At 66.5% G+C, this 15,236-nt stretch carries 19 protein-coding genes; 7 read left to right on the forward strand and 12 right to left on the reverse strand.

The features are described 5' to 3' along the window. Positions 1 to 2: 2 nt before the first annotated feature. The 11 genes from B9A15_RS06250 to B9A15_RS06300 all read right to left on the reverse strand — a co-directional run bounded on the left by B9A15_RS06250 (position 3) and on the right by B9A15_RS06300 (position 10,849). On the reverse strand, positions 3 to 440 hold the full coding sequence (locus tag B9A15_RS06250) for a hypothetical protein (RefSeq protein ID WP_084409196.1): 438 nt from the start codon (positions 438 to 440) through the stop codon (positions 3 to 5). A gap of 18 nt (positions 441 to 458) precedes the next feature. Continuing rightward, positions 459 to 1,586, reverse strand: coding sequence for an HK97 family phage prohead protease (locus tag B9A15_RS06255; protein ID WP_170923191.1), 1,128 nt, complete (start codon positions 1,584 to 1,586; stop codon positions 459 to 461). Between the two features lie 76 nt (positions 1,587 to 1,662). Then, entirely contained in the window at positions 1,663 to 3,228 is a 1,566-nt protein-coding gene (locus B9A15_RS06260) for a phage portal protein (protein ID WP_084409198.1), read from the reverse strand. Continuing rightward, positions 3,228 to 3,473 carry a hypothetical protein gene (locus B9A15_RS06265; protein WP_084409199.1) on the reverse strand — a complete coding sequence of 82 codons (246 nt, stop codon included), beginning with the start codon at positions 3,471 to 3,473 and terminating at the stop codon, positions 3,228 to 3,230. The genes B9A15_RS06260 and B9A15_RS06265 overlap by 1 nt, the downstream gene beginning before the upstream one ends. 10 nt (positions 3,474 to 3,483) lie before the next feature. Then, positions 3,484 to 5,571: a terminase gpA endonuclease subunit gene (locus tag B9A15_RS06270; protein ID WP_170923192.1), complete on the reverse strand. Its 2,088-nt coding sequence runs from the start codon at positions 5,569 to 5,571 to the stop codon at positions 3,484 to 3,486. A 151-nt stretch (positions 5,572 to 5,722) separates the two neighbouring features. Then, the gene (locus B9A15_RS06275) at positions 5,723 to 6,406 is read right to left on the reverse strand and encodes a hypothetical protein (RefSeq protein WP_084409201.1); all 684 of its coding nucleotides are present in this window, start codon (positions 6,404 to 6,406) and stop codon (positions 5,723 to 5,725) included. Between the two features lie 302 nt (positions 6,407 to 6,708). After that, the gene (locus tag B9A15_RS22485; RefSeq protein ID WP_139798237.1) at positions 6,709 to 7,164 is read right to left on the reverse strand and encodes a hypothetical protein; all 456 of its coding nucleotides are present in this window, start codon (positions 7,162 to 7,164) and stop codon (positions 6,709 to 6,711) included. Next, complete coding sequence (locus tag B9A15_RS06285; protein WP_084409203.1) at positions 7,157 to 7,948, reverse strand: hypothetical protein; 792 nt, start codon at positions 7,946 to 7,948, stop codon at positions 7,157 to 7,159. The genes B9A15_RS22485 and B9A15_RS06285 overlap by 8 nt, the downstream gene beginning before the upstream one ends. 150 nt (positions 7,949 to 8,098) lie before the next feature. Then, positions 8,099 to 9,283 carry a hypothetical protein gene (locus tag B9A15_RS06290; RefSeq protein ID WP_084409204.1) on the reverse strand — a complete coding sequence of 395 codons (1,185 nt, stop codon included), beginning with the start codon at positions 9,281 to 9,283 and terminating at the stop codon, positions 8,099 to 8,101. 821 nt (positions 9,284 to 10,104) lie between these two features. After that, a complete protein-coding gene (locus tag B9A15_RS06295) occupies positions 10,105 to 10,290 on the reverse strand; it encodes a hypothetical protein (RefSeq protein ID WP_084409205.1) in 186 nt (61 codons plus the stop codon). Positions 10,291 to 10,504: 214 nt separating this feature from the next. After that, the gene (locus B9A15_RS06300) at positions 10,505 to 10,849 is read right to left on the reverse strand and encodes a hypothetical protein (protein WP_084409206.1); all 345 of its coding nucleotides are present in this window, start codon (positions 10,847 to 10,849) and stop codon (positions 10,505 to 10,507) included. Positions 10,850 to 10,901: 52 nt separating this feature from the next. Between B9A15_RS06300 and B9A15_RS06305 the strand changes: the two genes are divergently transcribed. Further along, positions 10,902 to 11,165 carry a hypothetical protein gene (locus B9A15_RS06305; protein WP_084409207.1) on the forward strand — a complete coding sequence of 88 codons (264 nt, stop codon included), beginning with the start codon at positions 10,902 to 10,904 and terminating at the stop codon, positions 11,163 to 11,165. Here the strand turns inward: B9A15_RS06305 and B9A15_RS06310 are convergent. Continuing rightward, positions 11,122 to 11,772 carry a hypothetical protein gene (locus B9A15_RS06310; RefSeq protein ID WP_084409208.1) on the reverse strand — a complete coding sequence of 217 codons (651 nt, stop codon included), beginning with the start codon at positions 11,770 to 11,772 and terminating at the stop codon, positions 11,122 to 11,124. The two genes, B9A15_RS06305 and B9A15_RS06310, sit on opposite strands and share 44 nt — an antisense overlap. A gap of 302 nt (positions 11,773 to 12,074) precedes the next feature. Here B9A15_RS06310 and B9A15_RS06315 point away from each other — a divergent pair, with 302 nt between their 5' ends. From B9A15_RS06315 to B9A15_RS06340, 6 genes are all read left to right on the forward strand, one after another. Next, positions 12,075 to 12,287: a hypothetical protein gene (locus tag B9A15_RS06315; protein ID WP_084409209.1), complete on the forward strand. Its 213-nt coding sequence runs from the start codon at positions 12,075 to 12,077 to the stop codon at positions 12,285 to 12,287. Positions 12,288 to 12,379: 92 nt separating this feature from the next. Further along, the gene (locus tag B9A15_RS06320; RefSeq protein WP_084409210.1) at positions 12,380 to 13,237 is read left to right on the forward strand and encodes a phosphoadenosine phosphosulfate reductase domain-containing protein; all 858 of its coding nucleotides are present in this window, start codon (positions 12,380 to 12,382) and stop codon (positions 13,235 to 13,237) included. Between the two features lie 133 nt (positions 13,238 to 13,370). Then, positions 13,371 to 13,709: a helix-turn-helix domain-containing protein gene (locus B9A15_RS06325; protein ID WP_084409211.1), complete on the forward strand. Its 339-nt coding sequence runs from the start codon at positions 13,371 to 13,373 to the stop codon at positions 13,707 to 13,709. A gap of 91 nt (positions 13,710 to 13,800) precedes the next feature. Next, positions 13,801 to 14,520, forward strand: a complete 720-nt coding sequence (locus B9A15_RS06330; RefSeq protein WP_084409212.1) for a hypothetical protein — start codon at positions 13,801 to 13,803, stop codon at positions 14,518 to 14,520. Beyond that, positions 14,517 to 14,915 (forward strand): hypothetical protein, encoded by a 399-nt coding sequence (locus B9A15_RS06335; protein WP_084409213.1) that lies wholly within the window; start codon positions 14,517 to 14,519, stop codon positions 14,913 to 14,915. The genes B9A15_RS06330 and B9A15_RS06335 overlap by 4 nt, the downstream gene beginning before the upstream one ends. Next, on the forward strand, positions 14,912 to 15,190 hold the full coding sequence (locus tag B9A15_RS06340; RefSeq protein ID WP_084409214.1) for a hypothetical protein: 279 nt from the start codon (positions 14,912 to 14,914) through the stop codon (positions 15,188 to 15,190). The genes B9A15_RS06335 and B9A15_RS06340 overlap by 4 nt, the downstream gene beginning before the upstream one ends. The last annotated feature ends 46 nt before the right edge of the window (positions 15,191 to 15,236 follow it).

The following is a 15,236-nucleotide window of genomic DNA, read 5'->3' on the forward strand; positions in this document are numbered from 1 at the left end:
CGTTACTGGATCGAGATCCCGGCGGCTTCTATCTGCTCTCGAAGATGATCCTCGAGCGCGGCGGTCTCGGCGGCGCCGTCGACGGCTGCGACCGGCGGCGTGGCGTCCGGATCAGCGGCGACGTCTGCGATGACCGGGAAGATCAGCTTCCGGCCGTTGACGATGACAGGGCCGCGGTGCGTGACCGTCCGCGAGACGGACTCGCCCGCCGGAACCGCGGGGCCGTAGAGCACGCCGACGAGGTCGTCGTTACCGTCCCTGAGAACGGTGCCCGGCATGATCGCGTCGGTGCCGGCCGAGTTGTCGATGTCGACGCTCTTGCGGCAGAAGTCCGCGCTGACTTCCCATGCGAGATGCGAACCGGTGCGGTGCGTCGGCTCGAAGCGGGTGTCCTTATGCGGCTCGGCAGGAGCCGCCGAAACTACGGTGAAATCGTCCATCTGCGTGTCTCCTCTCGATTACTTCTTGCCGAGCACGCCGGCGATCGCCGCGCCGATCGCGGCCGCCATGTCGGCGTCGGACGAGGCGCGCTTGCCGGCGACGGCTTCGGCGTGGGTGATGAAGGCTCCCTTGCCGCGGCGACCGGTGTTCTCGGCCGGTGCGGTCACGGTGGTGCCGGTGCCGTCGATCTCGACCGGGTTGCCGGCGACGTAGCCCTCGGCGAGCGAGCGCAGGAACGGGACGGCGGAGCCGCCGTTCGCGAACGTGTCGAACTCGTCGGTCTTGCCGCGGGTCGCGGCGATCGCGCGATAGCCGGCGATCGCCCTCTGGTCGGCTTCGGAGCGGACGCCGGCCGCCGGAGCAGCCGGGGTCTGAGGAGCGGCGGGCGCCTGCGGCTGAACGGGGGCGGGAGCCGATCTGGTTGCAGCGGCGGCGGCCGCGCGAGCGGCTTCCTCTTTCGCGGCATCGTCCTCGGTGGTGGAATCGTCCTCCAGCGCGGCGTCAATCGCGTCCGTGAACGCCTTCATCGCGGCCTTGATCTTCTCGGCGTCCATGCTGCGTTTCCCCTTGGTGGTCAGCGTGATCGTGGATGCGGAGCGCTCGGCTCCGCGGATGCCGGCACCGCGATCGGCGGGCACGGCGACGGCGGAGACTTCCGCCGGGTCGAACTGGGTGCGGACGAGGACGACGTCGCCCTCGCGTTCCTCGGCGACGGCGCCGAGGCGGCCGTATCCGAGCGACATCGCCCGGACGAAACCGGCCTTCACTTTCGCGATCAGGTCGGTCTCCGTCGGCGAGAAACGGATTTCGGAGACGAGCGCCCGGATACCTTCGGTCGGGCCGTCCTCGACGCGAGGCGTCTCGACGCGACCGACGATGGACTTCGTCGTCCAGCGATCGTGCGAGTCGAGGACTGGCGCGCCCTCGAACGCGGCGAGTTGCTCGGGCGTCAGAGCGTCGACGTCGAGAATCTCGTCGTACGCCTGGCCGTTGTCCCAGTCGTACATCCGGACCGGCGCGTTCGTGGCGAGGACGGCGGTCACCGTCAGCGTCTCGTCGTTCCAGGTCGCGGGCGCGGCCACGGCGGCGCGAAGGCCGAGCGTCGGCAACTTCCTCGTCACTGTGGTCGCGGTCTTCTTCGGCACCGGGAGATCCCTGTGATTCCTATCGTTGCAGGGATGCTGCCCGAGAAGGAGAGAGGGTTTCGCCGGAAAAGTGAGGTCAGAAGATCGGGCTCTGAAGCACGGACGAGTCCTCCTTCGCGGCATCGACGAGCGAGCGTTCGTACTGCTCCTCGGCCTCGACGGCCGCGAAGACCGCCTTCGCGACGTCAGTCTCCGGCTTCCATTCCGCGTCGAGAGTCCGGATGCCCATGACCTGAGCGCGGGCCGCGTCGTCGGCGAACCGGCGCAGGACCTCTTCGTAGGCCATCCCGAAGTAGTCCTCGACGAGCTTCGAGAGCGGCAGCGCGCCCGCCTTCACCATGGCGACCATTGTCGTCAGTTCGCGATCGAGCGTCGCCGACTGGATGATCGGCCACTTCCACGTATGCTCGAAGATCTCCTCGGGGGTAGCGCCGGCGGGAGGTGCCCATTGCTCCGTCAGGATCGCCATCGTCACGAACGCGATCCAGATCTTCCGGAGCGCGAGTTTCGTGAGCGGCTTGCGCTCCATGTTCGCGCGACGGGTCACGCCGGCGCCGATGTATCGCATCGAACGTTCCGGGATGTTGTCGTGGTGACCGAGCGCCTCGAAATACGGAACGCCGGCAATGGCGCACATAGCGATCGCCTGGTTGCGCTGCATCGTATCGTACGACGTGGCGCCGGCCGGCGGCGACTGCATGTTGGCCTTCAGGCCGGGCGGCAGGAGCGCGATGTCGCCGCCCTGCATGCGCAGGTTCCGGATCGCCGTGTACGGATCGGACGCCTCGTCGTCGGGCTCGCCCGGAATGCCGCCCGCGTCGTTCTCCTCGCCGGCGATCTGCTCGAGGAAGGTCGAGAGCATCGTCGCGTTCTGGAGGCGCTTGACCTCGATCTGCCGCAGGACCTCGCGCTGATCCGCGAGTTCGATCATGGGGGCCCAGGCGACTTCGCCGCGAGGATTGCCCGTCGATGACGAGAAGACGTGGAAGAACTCGCCGGCCTCCAGCGGGACGATCCTCGCCTGTTCGCCCAGTCTCGCTGCATCGCCGGGATGCCGGTCGTAGACGGCGTATGCGAGCTTCTGGTCGTGCAACGAGGCGACGCCGTTGCGGAAGCGGACGTTGCCCCTCCACGGACCTTCGTAATCGTCCGGATGCCAGTCGCAGGTGAGGGCCTGGAACTGGATCGGAACGACGGTCTCGCCCCACATCTTCCTACCGCGGCGATCGCGGACGCGGATGCCGAGATCGCGGTCGACGAAGAAGTTCCGACCGACGTCCTCGGCGAACCAGTCCCCGAAGTCGCGTTCTCCTCGATTATCCAGATACGGCACCGACCGGCGCCAGAGTTCGGTCAGTTCGCGGAAGCGGGATTCGGGCTGCGGGCCTTCGCCGATCGTCGTCTCGATCTTGCGGTCGAGGATGCACTTCACGTCCGGATTGTTCCGGGCCATGTGCCGCATGATCTCGCGGAGGCGGCGCTGCTCCGGCACCAGGTCGAGAGGCGACGGGTTGCGATAGCGCGGCAGCGTCGATGAGGGCGCGGCCGCCGGATAGATCGAGGTCGGGTAGCCGGGACGGCGGGGTGCGCCGGACGAACGCTTTCCGCCGAACGCGGCCCCGATGCGCGAGATGATATCCATCAGTATTCGCTCCCCCTGACGGACATGCGGACGACGGTGAACCGCCGGTCGGGCAGGAGGCGCTCCCCGGTCTTCTCCTCGTATCGGCGGTACAGGGTCTTCAGGAGAGCCCTCGCGTCGGAGACAGACATGAACGAGGCGCTGCCTGCGTCGGGGCTGGCGATCGCCGTCGCGCCGGACGCGATCTTGCGCTCGATCTCGACGATCGCCTCCTTGAGGTCGGGGGCGGTCCAGAAATGGTACACGGGCGGCTCCTCAGAATATCACCACGCCGGCGGGCCGCTTCGGTTTCACCTTAGCCGGAACCGGTACCGGATCCTCGCGGATGATCTCGAAGCGCGGCTCGTCCGACGGCGTCTCCTCCGGAGGCTGCTCCGGATCGGGCGCGGGTTTCGCCGGAAAAGTGCCGGAGGACTTCGCGGCCGCCTTCTCCGCGACGACGCGTTCGGCGGCGGCCGCGTTCGCCGCGTCCTCCGCTCGCCGGTCGACGGCGATCGCCCGCTCCATCCTGACGCCGTAGCCGCCGGTCCAGCGGCGCTCCATCATCTCGGCGGCAAAGGCGTAGACCATGCAGTCCCACACCTCGCCCGTCTCGCGCTGCTTGTCCTTCGACTGCCAGATCAGGTTTCCCGCCGGCGTCTCGACACGATGCTCGGCGCACATCGAGGCGAAGAAGTCCGCGTTCAGATGTGAGGGAAAGAACCACGACTGCGGCGACGGGCAGGGCTTCTCGAGCGTTATGGCCAGATGCTCCTTCGCGTTCAGAACGCCGATCTTCTGATAGCTGCCCCCTTTGCGCCAGGACACGGCCCGGTCGGCCGTCGGCGCGATGACGGGCAACCGTCCCCGCTCGCCGCGAACCGGAAATATCTTCAGGCCACGCGACTCCGGCAGGCCGCAGAACCGCATGCCGTCCTCGGTGGACCAACTCACGTCGCAGCACGTCCGCTGGACGCGGAGCATCCGGCCGTCCGCCGTCCGGTATTCCTTGCGGAGGATGTCCCAGACCTGTTCGCCGGCCGCGTGCGTGAACGGCAGGACCGGCATGTCGACGACCTCGCCGGTGACCCGGTCGGAAAGCTGCTGCGTGTGGACGATCGCGTGACGGACGATGCAGCGTCTGGAATTCAGCCCGACGCCGACGATGACGATCTCCATCCGCGGCGGCCGGTCGTCGCGCAGCGTCGTGCCCTGCTGACTGTCGATGCCGGCATGCAGGTAGAGCACCCAGTCCGGCATGTCCGCGCCTTCCGGGAGTTCCTCCTGCCGATCAACGAATTCGTGCGGCTCCAGCGACGACAGCTTCGGCGGCGACCATGGCCGCGCGAGGAACATGTTGGTGAAGGCCTGCAGGGCATCCGGGTGCCGTTTCGCGTGCAGGCTCTCGTTCGCGATGTGCCTCCATGTCGCTTCGGGATCCTGGCTGTGGATCATCCAGGAGCGGACGCCGAGGTTCGTCGGATCGCCGGAGACCTCGATCTCCCACGACCCCGTGGCCATCATCGAGACCTTCTCGCGCTCGTTGATATGAGCCGAGCAGGCCTCGCATTCGTACCACCACTCGTCGGCAAAGCCGTCCTCTCCGACAGTGAAGCGGAGACCGGCGCCGTGGGGGATGTGCTTCTCCGCCTTGTCGACCTCCTCGACCGAGCAGACGAACGGACCGCGATGACCGCAGCACGAGTGGTCCATATACCATTCGAGTTGCGTCGAACGGGAATGTTCGTCGGAGACCGCGCATTCTCCAACGGTCGTGGGCGTACCACCGACGAGGACGACTCCGTTCCCGTATTCCTGGCCACGGCGCTTTATCAGGCTCATCTTCGAGCCTTCGTCCGTCTTGCCCTTGGCACCCGGCTTTGCCTGGCGCGCCTGAAGGGCACTGTCGCCGGCCTCGTCGACGACGATCAGTCTCGCGTCATCGCTCTTGATCTTGTTGGAGAACGAACGGCCTTTCACTCTAGCGCCGTTGGTCAGCGTGCGGTTGTCCCAGCGTTGACGGTCGCCGGAGAAGGCGGCTTGCGGGACCAGATCACGGATCTCGGGAGAGGCATCGACGACTTTCATCCACTTGTCCTCGAAGAAGGTCTTCGCGGCCGTTGCGCTCCGGTCGTAGAACATGACCGAATCGTTCTCGTGCATCGAGATGTAGGACATCATCGCGGCCGCGAGGAAGGAGAAGCCGATACGCGGGTTCTTGAGGTACGTGATCTGCTTCACGCCCGGCCGCTGCGCGAGATCGGCGATTGCTGCCTGCATGGGGGTCAGCTTCATCTTGCCGTGACGCGATCCCATGCCGGCCGGCACGACGAGGTTTTCGTAAGCCCAGTCGGCGATCCGCATAGGCTCCGGTGCGACGATGCCATGCGAGAGCCAGCCGAGGGACTGGTAGAACTCGATCTCGCCGTTCGCCGCGAGAGCCCGGCACTCCTCGATGAACTCCGCGTCTGTAGCCGGATCGACGATACCCGGGATCTTCCACTTGCGGCGACGATCAGGCCTCTTCATCGAAAGCCTCCTCGTCCGCGTCCTTCGGTTCGTCGTCGTCCGCCTCGTCCACGTCGACACCGAGTTCGACGAGGCGGGTCCTCGCGATCTTCGTCATCTCCCGCTCGATGATCGCCTGGGCGTCTCGGAGTGCCTCGCGGCAGATCGAGGTCGTGTCGGCCTTGAATTTCCGGACCATCTCCGGCGGCCACCCCTGCACGTCGCGCTCCTGCCGGGCCGCGATGCCGATTATGGTCTGGCGGATCGAGTTGAGGGCGAGCGCGAAGGCCTGCTCGGACGACTGCCGATGGACCAGGACCGCGGTGTCACGGCCCAGCTTCGCCTTCATCGTCTTCAGCGTCTGCCGCTTGACCTCGGCATCGAGGTCGACCTCGGGAGCGTCGCCGCCGCCATCGTCGATCGGTGCGAAGCGATCCCGTTCTTCCGCACGCACCTGTTCCTCGCGCCACGACCATACCGCCGCGAGATCGACGAGGGTCGCCTTTCCGGCGCCGCCGGGTTTCGACGGGCAGCCGCGCTTGATCCAGCGGCCGATCGTGTCGCGGTCGACGCCGAGGTAGTGCATCGCCTGGCGCTGCGACATGACCCTGGAAGGCTGCTCCGCCTTGTCCGTCTTCGCTTTCGTCCGCGGCCGCGTCGCCGCCTGCTCGTTCGTCTTCCGGACCGTCATCGCGTCCCCCTTCGATTCGGAGGCAGGCAATCACGGTGCGAGAGCGGGTTTCGCCGGAAAACTGGAATCGTGCCGCCAGTCAGGACGAACCATGAGCGTCACAGGACGCCATGACACGTAGGGGATCGAAACCGTCGGGAAGGGTCGCTTCGAGGGCCGTAGGTGGCGGCGGCGGCGGTATGCGCCGGAATTTCTCCATACAGAGAAAAGCGTCGCGGACGGGCGAACAACCGGCAGGCCTCCCGGCCCCCCGGGGCCCCCCGGCCGGCGGCGGCGGCCCCGCGGCGGCCCGGCGGCGGCCGTCAGGCGGCGGAGCGGGCCGCGAGCCGATTCCGAAGGATTTCTCGTTCCGCCGTCCATTCGGCTCCGTGGCGCGTATACGGCGATGGCCTCCCGAACGCACGTCGAAGGTGTGCGGGAAGGAATTCGGTCCTGCGTCCCGTCCGGACATCCTGCCGGACGAGGAGGTTGAGGGCGACCACGGGCCGGCCGCCCCCGAACCGGGCGAGGAACCGGGCGGCCGCGTGGAGGGCGACCTCGACGGTCCGGTGCTTCTCGACGTGCCCCTTGTTGCCGGACCCGTCGTGCGCCGGATACCTGACGAGCCAGTCCTCGCCGCGGCGGATATCGCGCCAGAGGCTGACCCGCATGGTCGCGGTCTCCAGTTCGATCCAGTGCGCGTGCGTCTGGACGGTGTCCGCGCCCGTGCACGTGTCATGGACGCGATTGGGCTTGCCGAGGTCGAGCCGATCAGACACTGCCGCCTCCCGATCCGGAGCCGGATGCCCGCGTCCGTTCGAGCGCGAGATACTCGTCGAGGAGGCGCGGCAGGTGCGTGCTGGCCTCCTCGACGGCGCGGTTCCAGTGGGGGAGCAGGAATGCCCTCGGGTATTTCGATTCCTTGGCCGCGTGGATGAGCAACTCCTTCTTGACACGACCCTTGAAGCCGGCCGGCCTCTCGGGGGTCTGCCAGAAGCCGAGCGGCCCGACCGGGTTGGCGGGCGTGCCCAGGCGCCCGAAATAGAGCGGCCTGTGCTTCTTGCTCTTCTTGGTCGCGTTGGCGCGCTTGATGAGCTTCTTGAGGCTGTTTTTCGGCAGGTTACCCTGCGCTGTCAGCCGGACGCCTTGGCCCCGTTCCAGAGCCGCCACATCGCTCGGGATGTAGTTATATTCCTCGGCTACACCTGCGTCGCCGGGTCTGCGGACCATCTCGTCGCCCAGATGGTATTTGAGATACGCGGCCTGCATCGGTCTGACCACGACCTTGCCCAGGACCTCGCCGCTCTGAGCCGCGTAGAATCCCTTGAGCGCGATCACGCTGCCCTTCTTGGTGCGCGGCTGGACGCGCGTGAACGGGACCGGGCCGCCCTCGATCTCGCGTTCGAACGCCTGCCCGATCTTCACCGTGGCGATGTCGAGGACCTCGTTGACGCTCTTCTGGAGCGCCTTGCCGAATGCCTGCTCCCCGAGGTCACGGTACTGCTCGCGGACCCGCGCGAGGTGCCGCGGATCGATCTCGATGAGCCCTTCACGAACAGCCATGCGCTACCTCCTCACGCACGAAAAAAGCCGGCGCGAGGAATGCTCGGCCGGCTGAGTCGTGACTATTCGATTCGCCCCACGCGGGAGACGTCTCGCGAACCAGATTATACGCGTCGCCGCGCGAGAAGCAAGGAATTGCAGGCATTTGCGTCACCATTCGCCGCCGCCATCGGGCATGAACTCGGCCGCGAGCGCATACTGGTACTCGGGCGAGGACTTCCACGGCATGAACTCCTCGATCGGGCTCTCGTCCTCGCGCTCGATCCGGCACGCCTCACGGCGCTCGGCTTCCTCGCGCCCGACCACGGGACCGCTCTTGCGCATGGCCATCGGCCTGCCGTCGGCGGTGATGGCGACCGGATCGATCGTGAGGGGATCACGCGACGGCGGCCGCCGGCCGGCGATGACGTCCCGGATGCCGGCGAGGATGTCGGCGGGGATGCCGTAAGCGCCGGACCAGACGTTCGCGGCCCACGACAAATGCGCGTTTGGGCCATGCAAGGACCAGTCGAGGTCGTCCGGGTCGAGGAGCGAAAGGAGTTCGTCCTTGGCGGCGGCCGCGGTGCCCATCTTCGAGAGAAGGGCGGCCTTCTCGTTCGCCCACTTCGAGAGGTTGTCGACGCGGACGCGGATCATCGCGCGGATCTTCTCTTCCCAGTAGAACTCGCGGTCCTCGGCGTCCGGGCCGCTTCCGACGAGCCGCATGACGCGCCTTTTCTTCACGGCGTTCGGGCTGTCGAGGCCGAGGCAGGCCAGATGGACGTCGAAAACGAGGTGATGCCGGGGGTCGTGGCCGGCCGCGAGGCGCTCGGGCTCGCCTTCGAAGGCATCCGTCCCTTCGCTCGCGATCGGATGGACGCGCACGCGTGCGAGGCAACCGTGGTCGATATGGTCGCCCGTGGCGCCGGCCGGCGCGGTCGCCGGAAAGAGATCGTAGACCTGCCCGTAGACGATCCGCACCCCGCGGACGACGTCGCCGTTCTCGTCACGGCGGGGCACTCGAGCCTTCAGGTCCGGATCCGCGTGCTTCCGCCGGACGCCGGCGCCTTCGCGCGGCCCGTAATCCGTGACGCCGGTCTCGACGACGAGGACGACGTCGCCGGGCGCGAGACGGTCGACGAGTTCCGTGGTCCAGCGGCCGCGCTCCAAGATCGCACGTATTGGGAGCCTCGCGGCGATCCAGGGCATGTCCGGGAGCGGGTAGGCGTTGTCGAGATAGTCCCGGCGCTCTTCGTTCGCGAGCCGCCTGTACGCGAGACGCTCCTCGATCTGCTCCGGGGAAAGGCCGGTCGTGTCGAAGTCCACGTGTTCGGGAAGAAAGTCGGTGTCGGTCATGCGGCGATGCTCCTTTCGAGCCGTTTCCGGGTATGCGAATCGGACGATGCCGGCACGGCCGGAATGCCGCAAGTGCCTGCGATCCTTGAAGGTTAAAGCCCGTTAAGAGGTGTTCCGGGCGTCGTTCGGAAAGGGCCGGAGAGGCGTCTGGAGGGGTGCTGCGTGGTCGGAAACGCGGCGGTGACTGCCTTGCCGCCGAGAGTGCCATTTTCGAGCATCAGACGCGCTCATGGCGGGTGAAAATAATTTTCGCCGGTGGAGAGCGCCGGTGCCGGGCAGGGCACGACGGTCGCGTCACGTCCGTGAAGGGTGCCGCCTGGGAGGGCTGGCACGACCCGATTCCACCACGGTGCCGGAAGAGAAACTGCCGCCGATCATGGAGTGCCAGTCAGTCAGGCCGGAGGCCCCCGGCCTTTCATCGTTCGTGACAGTCCCGGACATTTCAGGATGAGGCACGGCGGGCACGTAGTGACCGCAATACGATAAACCCCCACCGCGGTGCAGAATCGCCTACAACCTCGAAACGGGGTGCATCAGTATATACCACGGTGCGGCGTCTACGACGCCTGAAAGTTATCGTGTCCGCATGCGCGATTATACGGTTGCACCCGAAACCCGTCTACAGCCTCCCGGTTGCAATCGTCACGACCGGCTGAAATACCTCCGCAGGCGCGTCAGGAGCCTCTCTCGCGGCCAGAGTGCATCCGGTCCGGCTCTGTCTCGCACGACGCCTCCCGGCCGTCCAGACGTCCGTCCCGGAACGAGGAAGGCCGCCCCGGATTAGGAGGCGGCCTTGGTCAATCCGGCGATGTCGGGGCGGGTCAGACGAGCGCGTCGCGTCGGTCCGCTAGTGCCTCCCAGCACCCCACCATCCGCGTCACCCGCCGGCGGCTTTCCGGCTGAAACGACAGCGCGTCGGCGAGCATCCCGAGTCGGCCCCAGTGCCGATCCTGGATGCCCTCGAAGCCGCGGTCGAGGTCGAGCCCGACGAATGCCTCCGCCCTCACGACCTGCTCCTTCGACAGTGTCTCGACCGAGGCGCCGACCCTGCGCGGAGTCGCGCCGAGTTCTGGATCGGCGATTCGATATTCCGGAACTGATACGGCGTATGAGGAAGTAACGGGGGCGTACTCGGGTCTGGACGATCACGCCGTATATAAAGAGACCCCGGAAACCATGGGCCTCCGGGGTCGTCGTCTTCGTCGGTCTTGGAGGGCTCGCTCAGAGCGTCAGCGGGCAGTTCTCGGCATAGCGTCGGCGGTCGAGGGCCCCGCGAACGGAGCCGGATGCAATGCCTTTGGGTTCGGTCATGTAGCGCAACCTCCTCGCGACTTCGCGACGGGCGTGCTCTTCCGGATAGCCTTGCAGGACGAGCCCAGCCGTCGCGTCGGCGATCAGGCGAGCCATGAGCGCGTCGGAGCCAGGCGTCGTTCGAAGATATTCGACGAGCGCCTCGACGATCACACGGTCGCAGCGGCGCGGATCGGGGCGGTGAGCATTCGCCTCGCGCCATCTTCGCGTGGCTTCGGCAGCCGCGAAACGCTCGCGGAAATCCGATGTTGACACGATTTTAACTCCTCTATGCATACGGTGGATGACTGAACGAACGGAGGCCGCCATGTCACTCGAGAACAAGTTGATCGCTGGCGGTTTCGGGGTCGCGACCCAGATCGCCGCGGCGTGCGAAAACGCTCGCTTCGAAGCCGCTGTCCGCCGCCTTGAAGCCGTCGATCAGTCCGGCGAGCAGGCGGTCGAGATGCTGACCGCCGCTTTCCACGCAGAACGCCGCCGCCGCAAGGAAGCGGAAGCGGCTCTCGACGAGGCGTACGGCGAACTCCTCATGCTGCGTCAGATGCTCCGCGACCTCGGCGTGCCTGCGTAATCAGTTCCTCGACGCTGAAATTCCGCTCTTCGAGAGCGATCGCCATCAGTCGAATGCGCTCGGGGCAAGGCTCCTGGTTGCCTCGTTCCCTTTCGAAACGCTGGAGCCAGGCCGCCCACTCGAGCCCGTCCAGAGGAACGCCCTTCTTCGGCTCGTTCATTCCCGGAAGTCCCGGATGCCTCCTGCATCCGGTGACGTGCATCTGCAGCGCGAACGCGGGCGTCGAGGCGATCGCATCCAGCGCCTCCAATTTATAACGCTTCAGCCATTCCAGGATCTTCGCCTCCTCCGGGTCGGCCGGATTGAGCAGGTTCTTCCCGATCGCCCGGTCGTGGCGCATGCAGTCCGCCGCCCGCCGGACGCGCTCGCCCAGCGACGGCAGCGGGATCGGCATCCGCCTGACGGGGAGATCGTCGTCTGCAACGGCCGCGTCTTCCTGCACCGCCTTGGCGATCGTAGCCGCCGCCCGGCTCGCCAGCGCCGGCGGCACATACTCGCCCCCGGTCAGCCAGGCGAAGAGCATCCTCACGCGCTCGACGATCGCCTCCACCATCCCGCGCACCCGATCCCGGACCTCTGCGCCGGCATCCTTCACCATCTCACGCATCCCGTTTCTCCGTTTTCCGACGCCCAACCGGCGCCCTCGAAAAAAATATCGCGCGGGCCAGCAAGAAACCTCCTTCCTCACCGAAAGGAATCCAGACCGCCCCATTTTAGGGGGCAGTAAAGGATTACGGGTTTCTGTCCGGAAGGATTGGAATTCAGGTCTAGATCGTCGTCTACGACTTTAACGGGCTGGTAGACGCGATGTTGGCAAGAGATCAGGTACTTGCGGGGTGAACGCCGAATCTGCATCTTGTTTTCGAGGCCCTTTGAAAGCGGGCCAGAAATACAGGCGCAGAGGGTGCTATGCGGCAGGGTAGGAAAGCGTGGACGGGGGCGGACGACGACGCTCTGGCGGCGATGTGGCGGTCCGGGATTTCGCTCGACGAGATCGTCGAGGTCACGGGGCGGTCGAAGGCGGCTCTGTGGACGCGTGCCAGCCGGATCGGGTTGCTCGCCGCCCGCAGCATCGGGCCGTCCTACTGCGAGCGGATCGTCGAGCGCGCTCGCGAGGGTTGACGGCCGAGCCGGCTGGCACTGCAGTATGGCCTTCGGGTCGAGGCGGTCGAACGGCTCCTCGCTGAAGCCGGCGCGAACGCGAGGATCGCCGCGTGACCCAGACCGCCTTCGACTTCGGACCCCGCCAGCACGCCGTCCCCGACCAGATCCGCGATCTGATCGCCTCGGGCGCGCTCTTCGTCATCAACCACTCCGCCGGCAAGGACAGCCAGGCGATGGCGATCGTCATCCGGTCGCTGGTGCCGGCCGACCAGATCCTCGTCATCCATGCCGATCTCGGTCGCGTCGAATGGCCCGGCAACGTCGAGCACATTCGGGAGACCATCGGCGAACTCCCGCTGATCGTCTGCCGCAACGAGAACAAGGACTTCCTCTCGATGACGGCGAACCGGGGCATGTTCCCGTCGCCCAAGAACCGCCAGTGCACCAGCGATCTCAAGCGCGGCCCGATCCATCGCGAAATCGCCAGATATCTGCACGCCCACCCGCGCTTCGGCGGCCGCGTCGTCGACTGCATCGGCCTGCGGGCGGAAGAGAGCCCCGGACGCGCGAAGCGCGAGGTCCTCGTCAACGACTCGGAACGCGAGCACGAAGCGAAGCGCACCAAGGGCACGAAACTCAGCAAAGCCGCCGCCGGCCGCGAGTGGTGGACTTGGCTTCCGGTCCACGGAATGACGATCGGCGAGGTCTGGGCGACGATCGCCGACGCCGGCCAGAAGCGCCACTACGCCTACGATCTCGGTATGTCGCGGCTTTCATGCTGCTTCTGCATCATGGCGTCCGCGAGCGATCTGGCGACAGCCGCGAGGGCGCGCCCGGAACTCTATCGGGAATACGTCGAACTCGAACGCGAGATCGGCCAGACGATGATGATGCCGGCGAAGGGCGTGAAGCGGACGCTCGAGGACGTGACGGGGATCCGCATCGACGAGATGAGGGCTGCCGCATGACGTGGACCCCGCTCCAGACTAGCCGCGTCCTCCTCCTCGCGGACTGCGGCTTCACCGTCCGCGAGATCGCTTTCCTCACTGGTCTCCGGCGCACACAGGTCGCCGGCAAGCTTCACCGAATTCGGAGGTCCTCATGACCACGCTTTCCGACCGCCTGCGCCTCGTCCGCGAAGCGCGCGATCTCACGCAGTCCGCCATCGCCCGCGCCGCCGGCGTCGATCTCAGGACCGTCCGCGCATACGAAGCCGCCGAGAAAGCCCCGTCCGCGCCGACCCTCGTCCGCCTCGCCGGGGTCCTGGGCGTCTCGGTCGACTGGCTCCTCGGCCTCGTCGACGAGCACACCGGGCACGCGTCCGCGGAGAAGTTGGTGCCCGGTCTTTCGAGGCTCGACGCCCGCGATCTGGAGACCGTCTCCGAACTTGTCGGGCGGTTCCTCGCGGCCGCCGAGCGACGCCGGGATCGAGCGGCTTGAGAACATAACAATAGAGCCGGGAAGCGGGCCGAACTGTCCAGAAATGTCAGCAACTTAGCAACGCGCCCGAGCGCGCGAACGGAGAACGTGCATGTTCATTGAGAAGGATACCGACAACATCATCGCCTGCCTCACCTTCGGCGGGCGTTGGGAACGTCCCCGCGAAGACGGCAGTATTCCTTTCACCGTCTACGGCGAAGAGTGCTCCGGCTTCGACTCTTACGGACGGAAGACGCCGAGGTTTGCGCAGTTCATCGAAGAGATCGAGGCTCTCGGCATCTGCTTTACCCATCGGAGCGTTTTCTCGGTCAAGGGTGACCTGCGGAATGCCGCCGACATCGAACGCGTCGCGATCGTCGCCCGCCACCCGCGGATCGCTCTCGAAGAGAACGTGGTCGAGTTCCTGAAGGAGTTCGGGCACGACGAATTCGATCCGACGTTCACCTACCAGCAGTTCCGGCACATCGACAACTGCGTGACGATGCTTCGGCGCCGTCCCGACGACTGGTCGAAGACGACCCTCCGCGTCCTCGAGCAGACCCGTGACGCAACCGAGGACCAGATCGTCGCCGGGTACGAAGCGTGTCGGATCCTTGCAGACTTCGACGAAGACTACGCGATCGAGGCGAACAGGAGGGGCTTCGGCAAGAGCCATACGATCTGGGGGCATTTCATCGGTCGGATGCCGCTGTTCTTGCGGTCCCAGTTGTCCGACGCTTGGGCTGTGGCTCTGTCCAAGCACTACCGCAAGCAGATGTCGAAGGAATTGCGGGCGCGGATCGAAGGCACGGTCGCCGAGGCGGCGGCATGACCCGGTACCGCTACGACCTCAGCACAGACGGCCGCGAATTCGTCGTCCTCGACCGTTCCGACTGGCGCCTCACCGCGCCCGGTCTCGCGATCGCCTCGCACAGGGAGGGCGGCCGCCCAGGCTTCACTCTGGAGATCGATCCGGAAGGCGAGCACGCCGCCGTGTACCGGCAATTTGAGGGCCTAGCGCTGCCGGCCGATCTCAGCGACACCCGCCTGCTCGACGGCGTCGTCGCGGTGCTGCGGGCGCTCGAGGTGGCATGGTGGAGCCTCGACGCGAGGATCGTCGCCGGCCGCGTGCCGGAAGCGCCCGAGCGCCGGTATCATCTGGATCTGTGGGCGCGGGCTTCGATAGCGGATCGCGTCTATCCCGAGGCCGGGAGGCTCGCAGCATGAACTCTCCCACCCAGATCGTCGACCGCCACCTCGCGTCCTGCCTACAGGACGGCCGCCCGGCGGCTCATCGCATGGTCATCTCCGTGACCGTCGAGAGGGTAGCAGCCGGCCGGCGCTTCCTTGCGGACCTCATCATGTTCGACGGCAAACCGGCCTCGATCGAAGTCTACTGCTCGCCGGCCGGACTGTGGTCGCACCGATTCATCGATCTACCGGGCGGCGACTGCCACATCTCCGGCGGCCGCTGGCGTCGGACGAAGAGCCTGGCCGCCTAACTTCATCAATCGCCTTCACCCAAGACCGGCGATCGCCGGCATGAAA

Origin of the sequence: Fulvimarina manganoxydans, from assembly GCF_900176465.1 — a bacterium.
Taxonomy (GTDB): domain Bacteria; phylum Pseudomonadota; class Alphaproteobacteria; order Rhizobiales; family Rhizobiaceae; genus Fulvimarina; species Fulvimarina manganoxydans.

Excerpts from the sequence above, each read along its gene's own strand:
- B9A15_RS06335 (WP_084409213.1), top strand. The coding sequence starts at position 14,517 with ATGACCCGGTACCGCTACGACCTCAGCACAGACGGCCGCGAATTCGTC.
- B9A15_RS06310 (WP_084409208.1), bottom strand. The coding sequence starts at position 11,772 with ATGCGTGAGATGGTGAAGGATGCCGGCGCAGAGGTCCGGGATCGGGTG.
- B9A15_RS06330 (WP_084409212.1), top strand. The coding sequence starts at position 13,801 with ATGTTCATTGAGAAGGATACCGACAACATCATCGCCTGCCTCACCTTC.
- B9A15_RS06325 (WP_084409211.1), top strand. The coding sequence starts at position 13,371 with ATGACCACGCTTTCCGACCGCCTGCGCCTCGTCCGCGAAGCGCGCGAT.
- B9A15_RS06305 (WP_084409207.1), top strand. The coding sequence starts at position 10,902 with ATGTCACTCGAGAACAAGTTGATCGCTGGCGGTTTCGGGGTCGCGACC.
- B9A15_RS06250 (WP_084409196.1), bottom strand. The coding sequence starts at position 440 with ATGGACGATTTCACCGTAGTTTCGGCGGCTCCTGCCGAGCCGCATAAG.
- B9A15_RS06275 (WP_084409201.1), bottom strand. The coding sequence starts at position 6,406 with ATGACGGTCCGGAAGACGAACGAGCAGGCGGCGACGCGGCCGCGGACG.
- B9A15_RS06260 (WP_084409198.1), bottom strand. The coding sequence starts at position 3,228 with ATGGATATCATCTCGCGCATCGGGGCCGCGTTCGGCGGAAAGCGTTCG.
- B9A15_RS06270 (WP_170923192.1), bottom strand. The coding sequence starts at position 5,571 with ATGCGGATCGCCGACTGGGCTTACGAAAACCTCGTCGTGCCGGCCGGC.
- B9A15_RS06290 (WP_084409204.1), bottom strand. The coding sequence starts at position 9,283 with ATGACCGACACCGACTTTCTTCCCGAACACGTGGACTTCGACACGACC.
- B9A15_RS06340 (WP_084409214.1), top strand. The coding sequence starts at position 14,912 with ATGAACTCTCCCACCCAGATCGTCGACCGCCACCTCGCGTCCTGCCTA.
- B9A15_RS06285 (WP_084409203.1), bottom strand. The coding sequence starts at position 7,948 with ATGGCTGTTCGTGAAGGGCTCATCGAGATCGATCCGCGGCACCTCGCG.
- B9A15_RS06315 (WP_084409209.1), top strand. The coding sequence starts at position 12,075 with ATGCGGCAGGGTAGGAAAGCGTGGACGGGGGCGGACGACGACGCTCTG.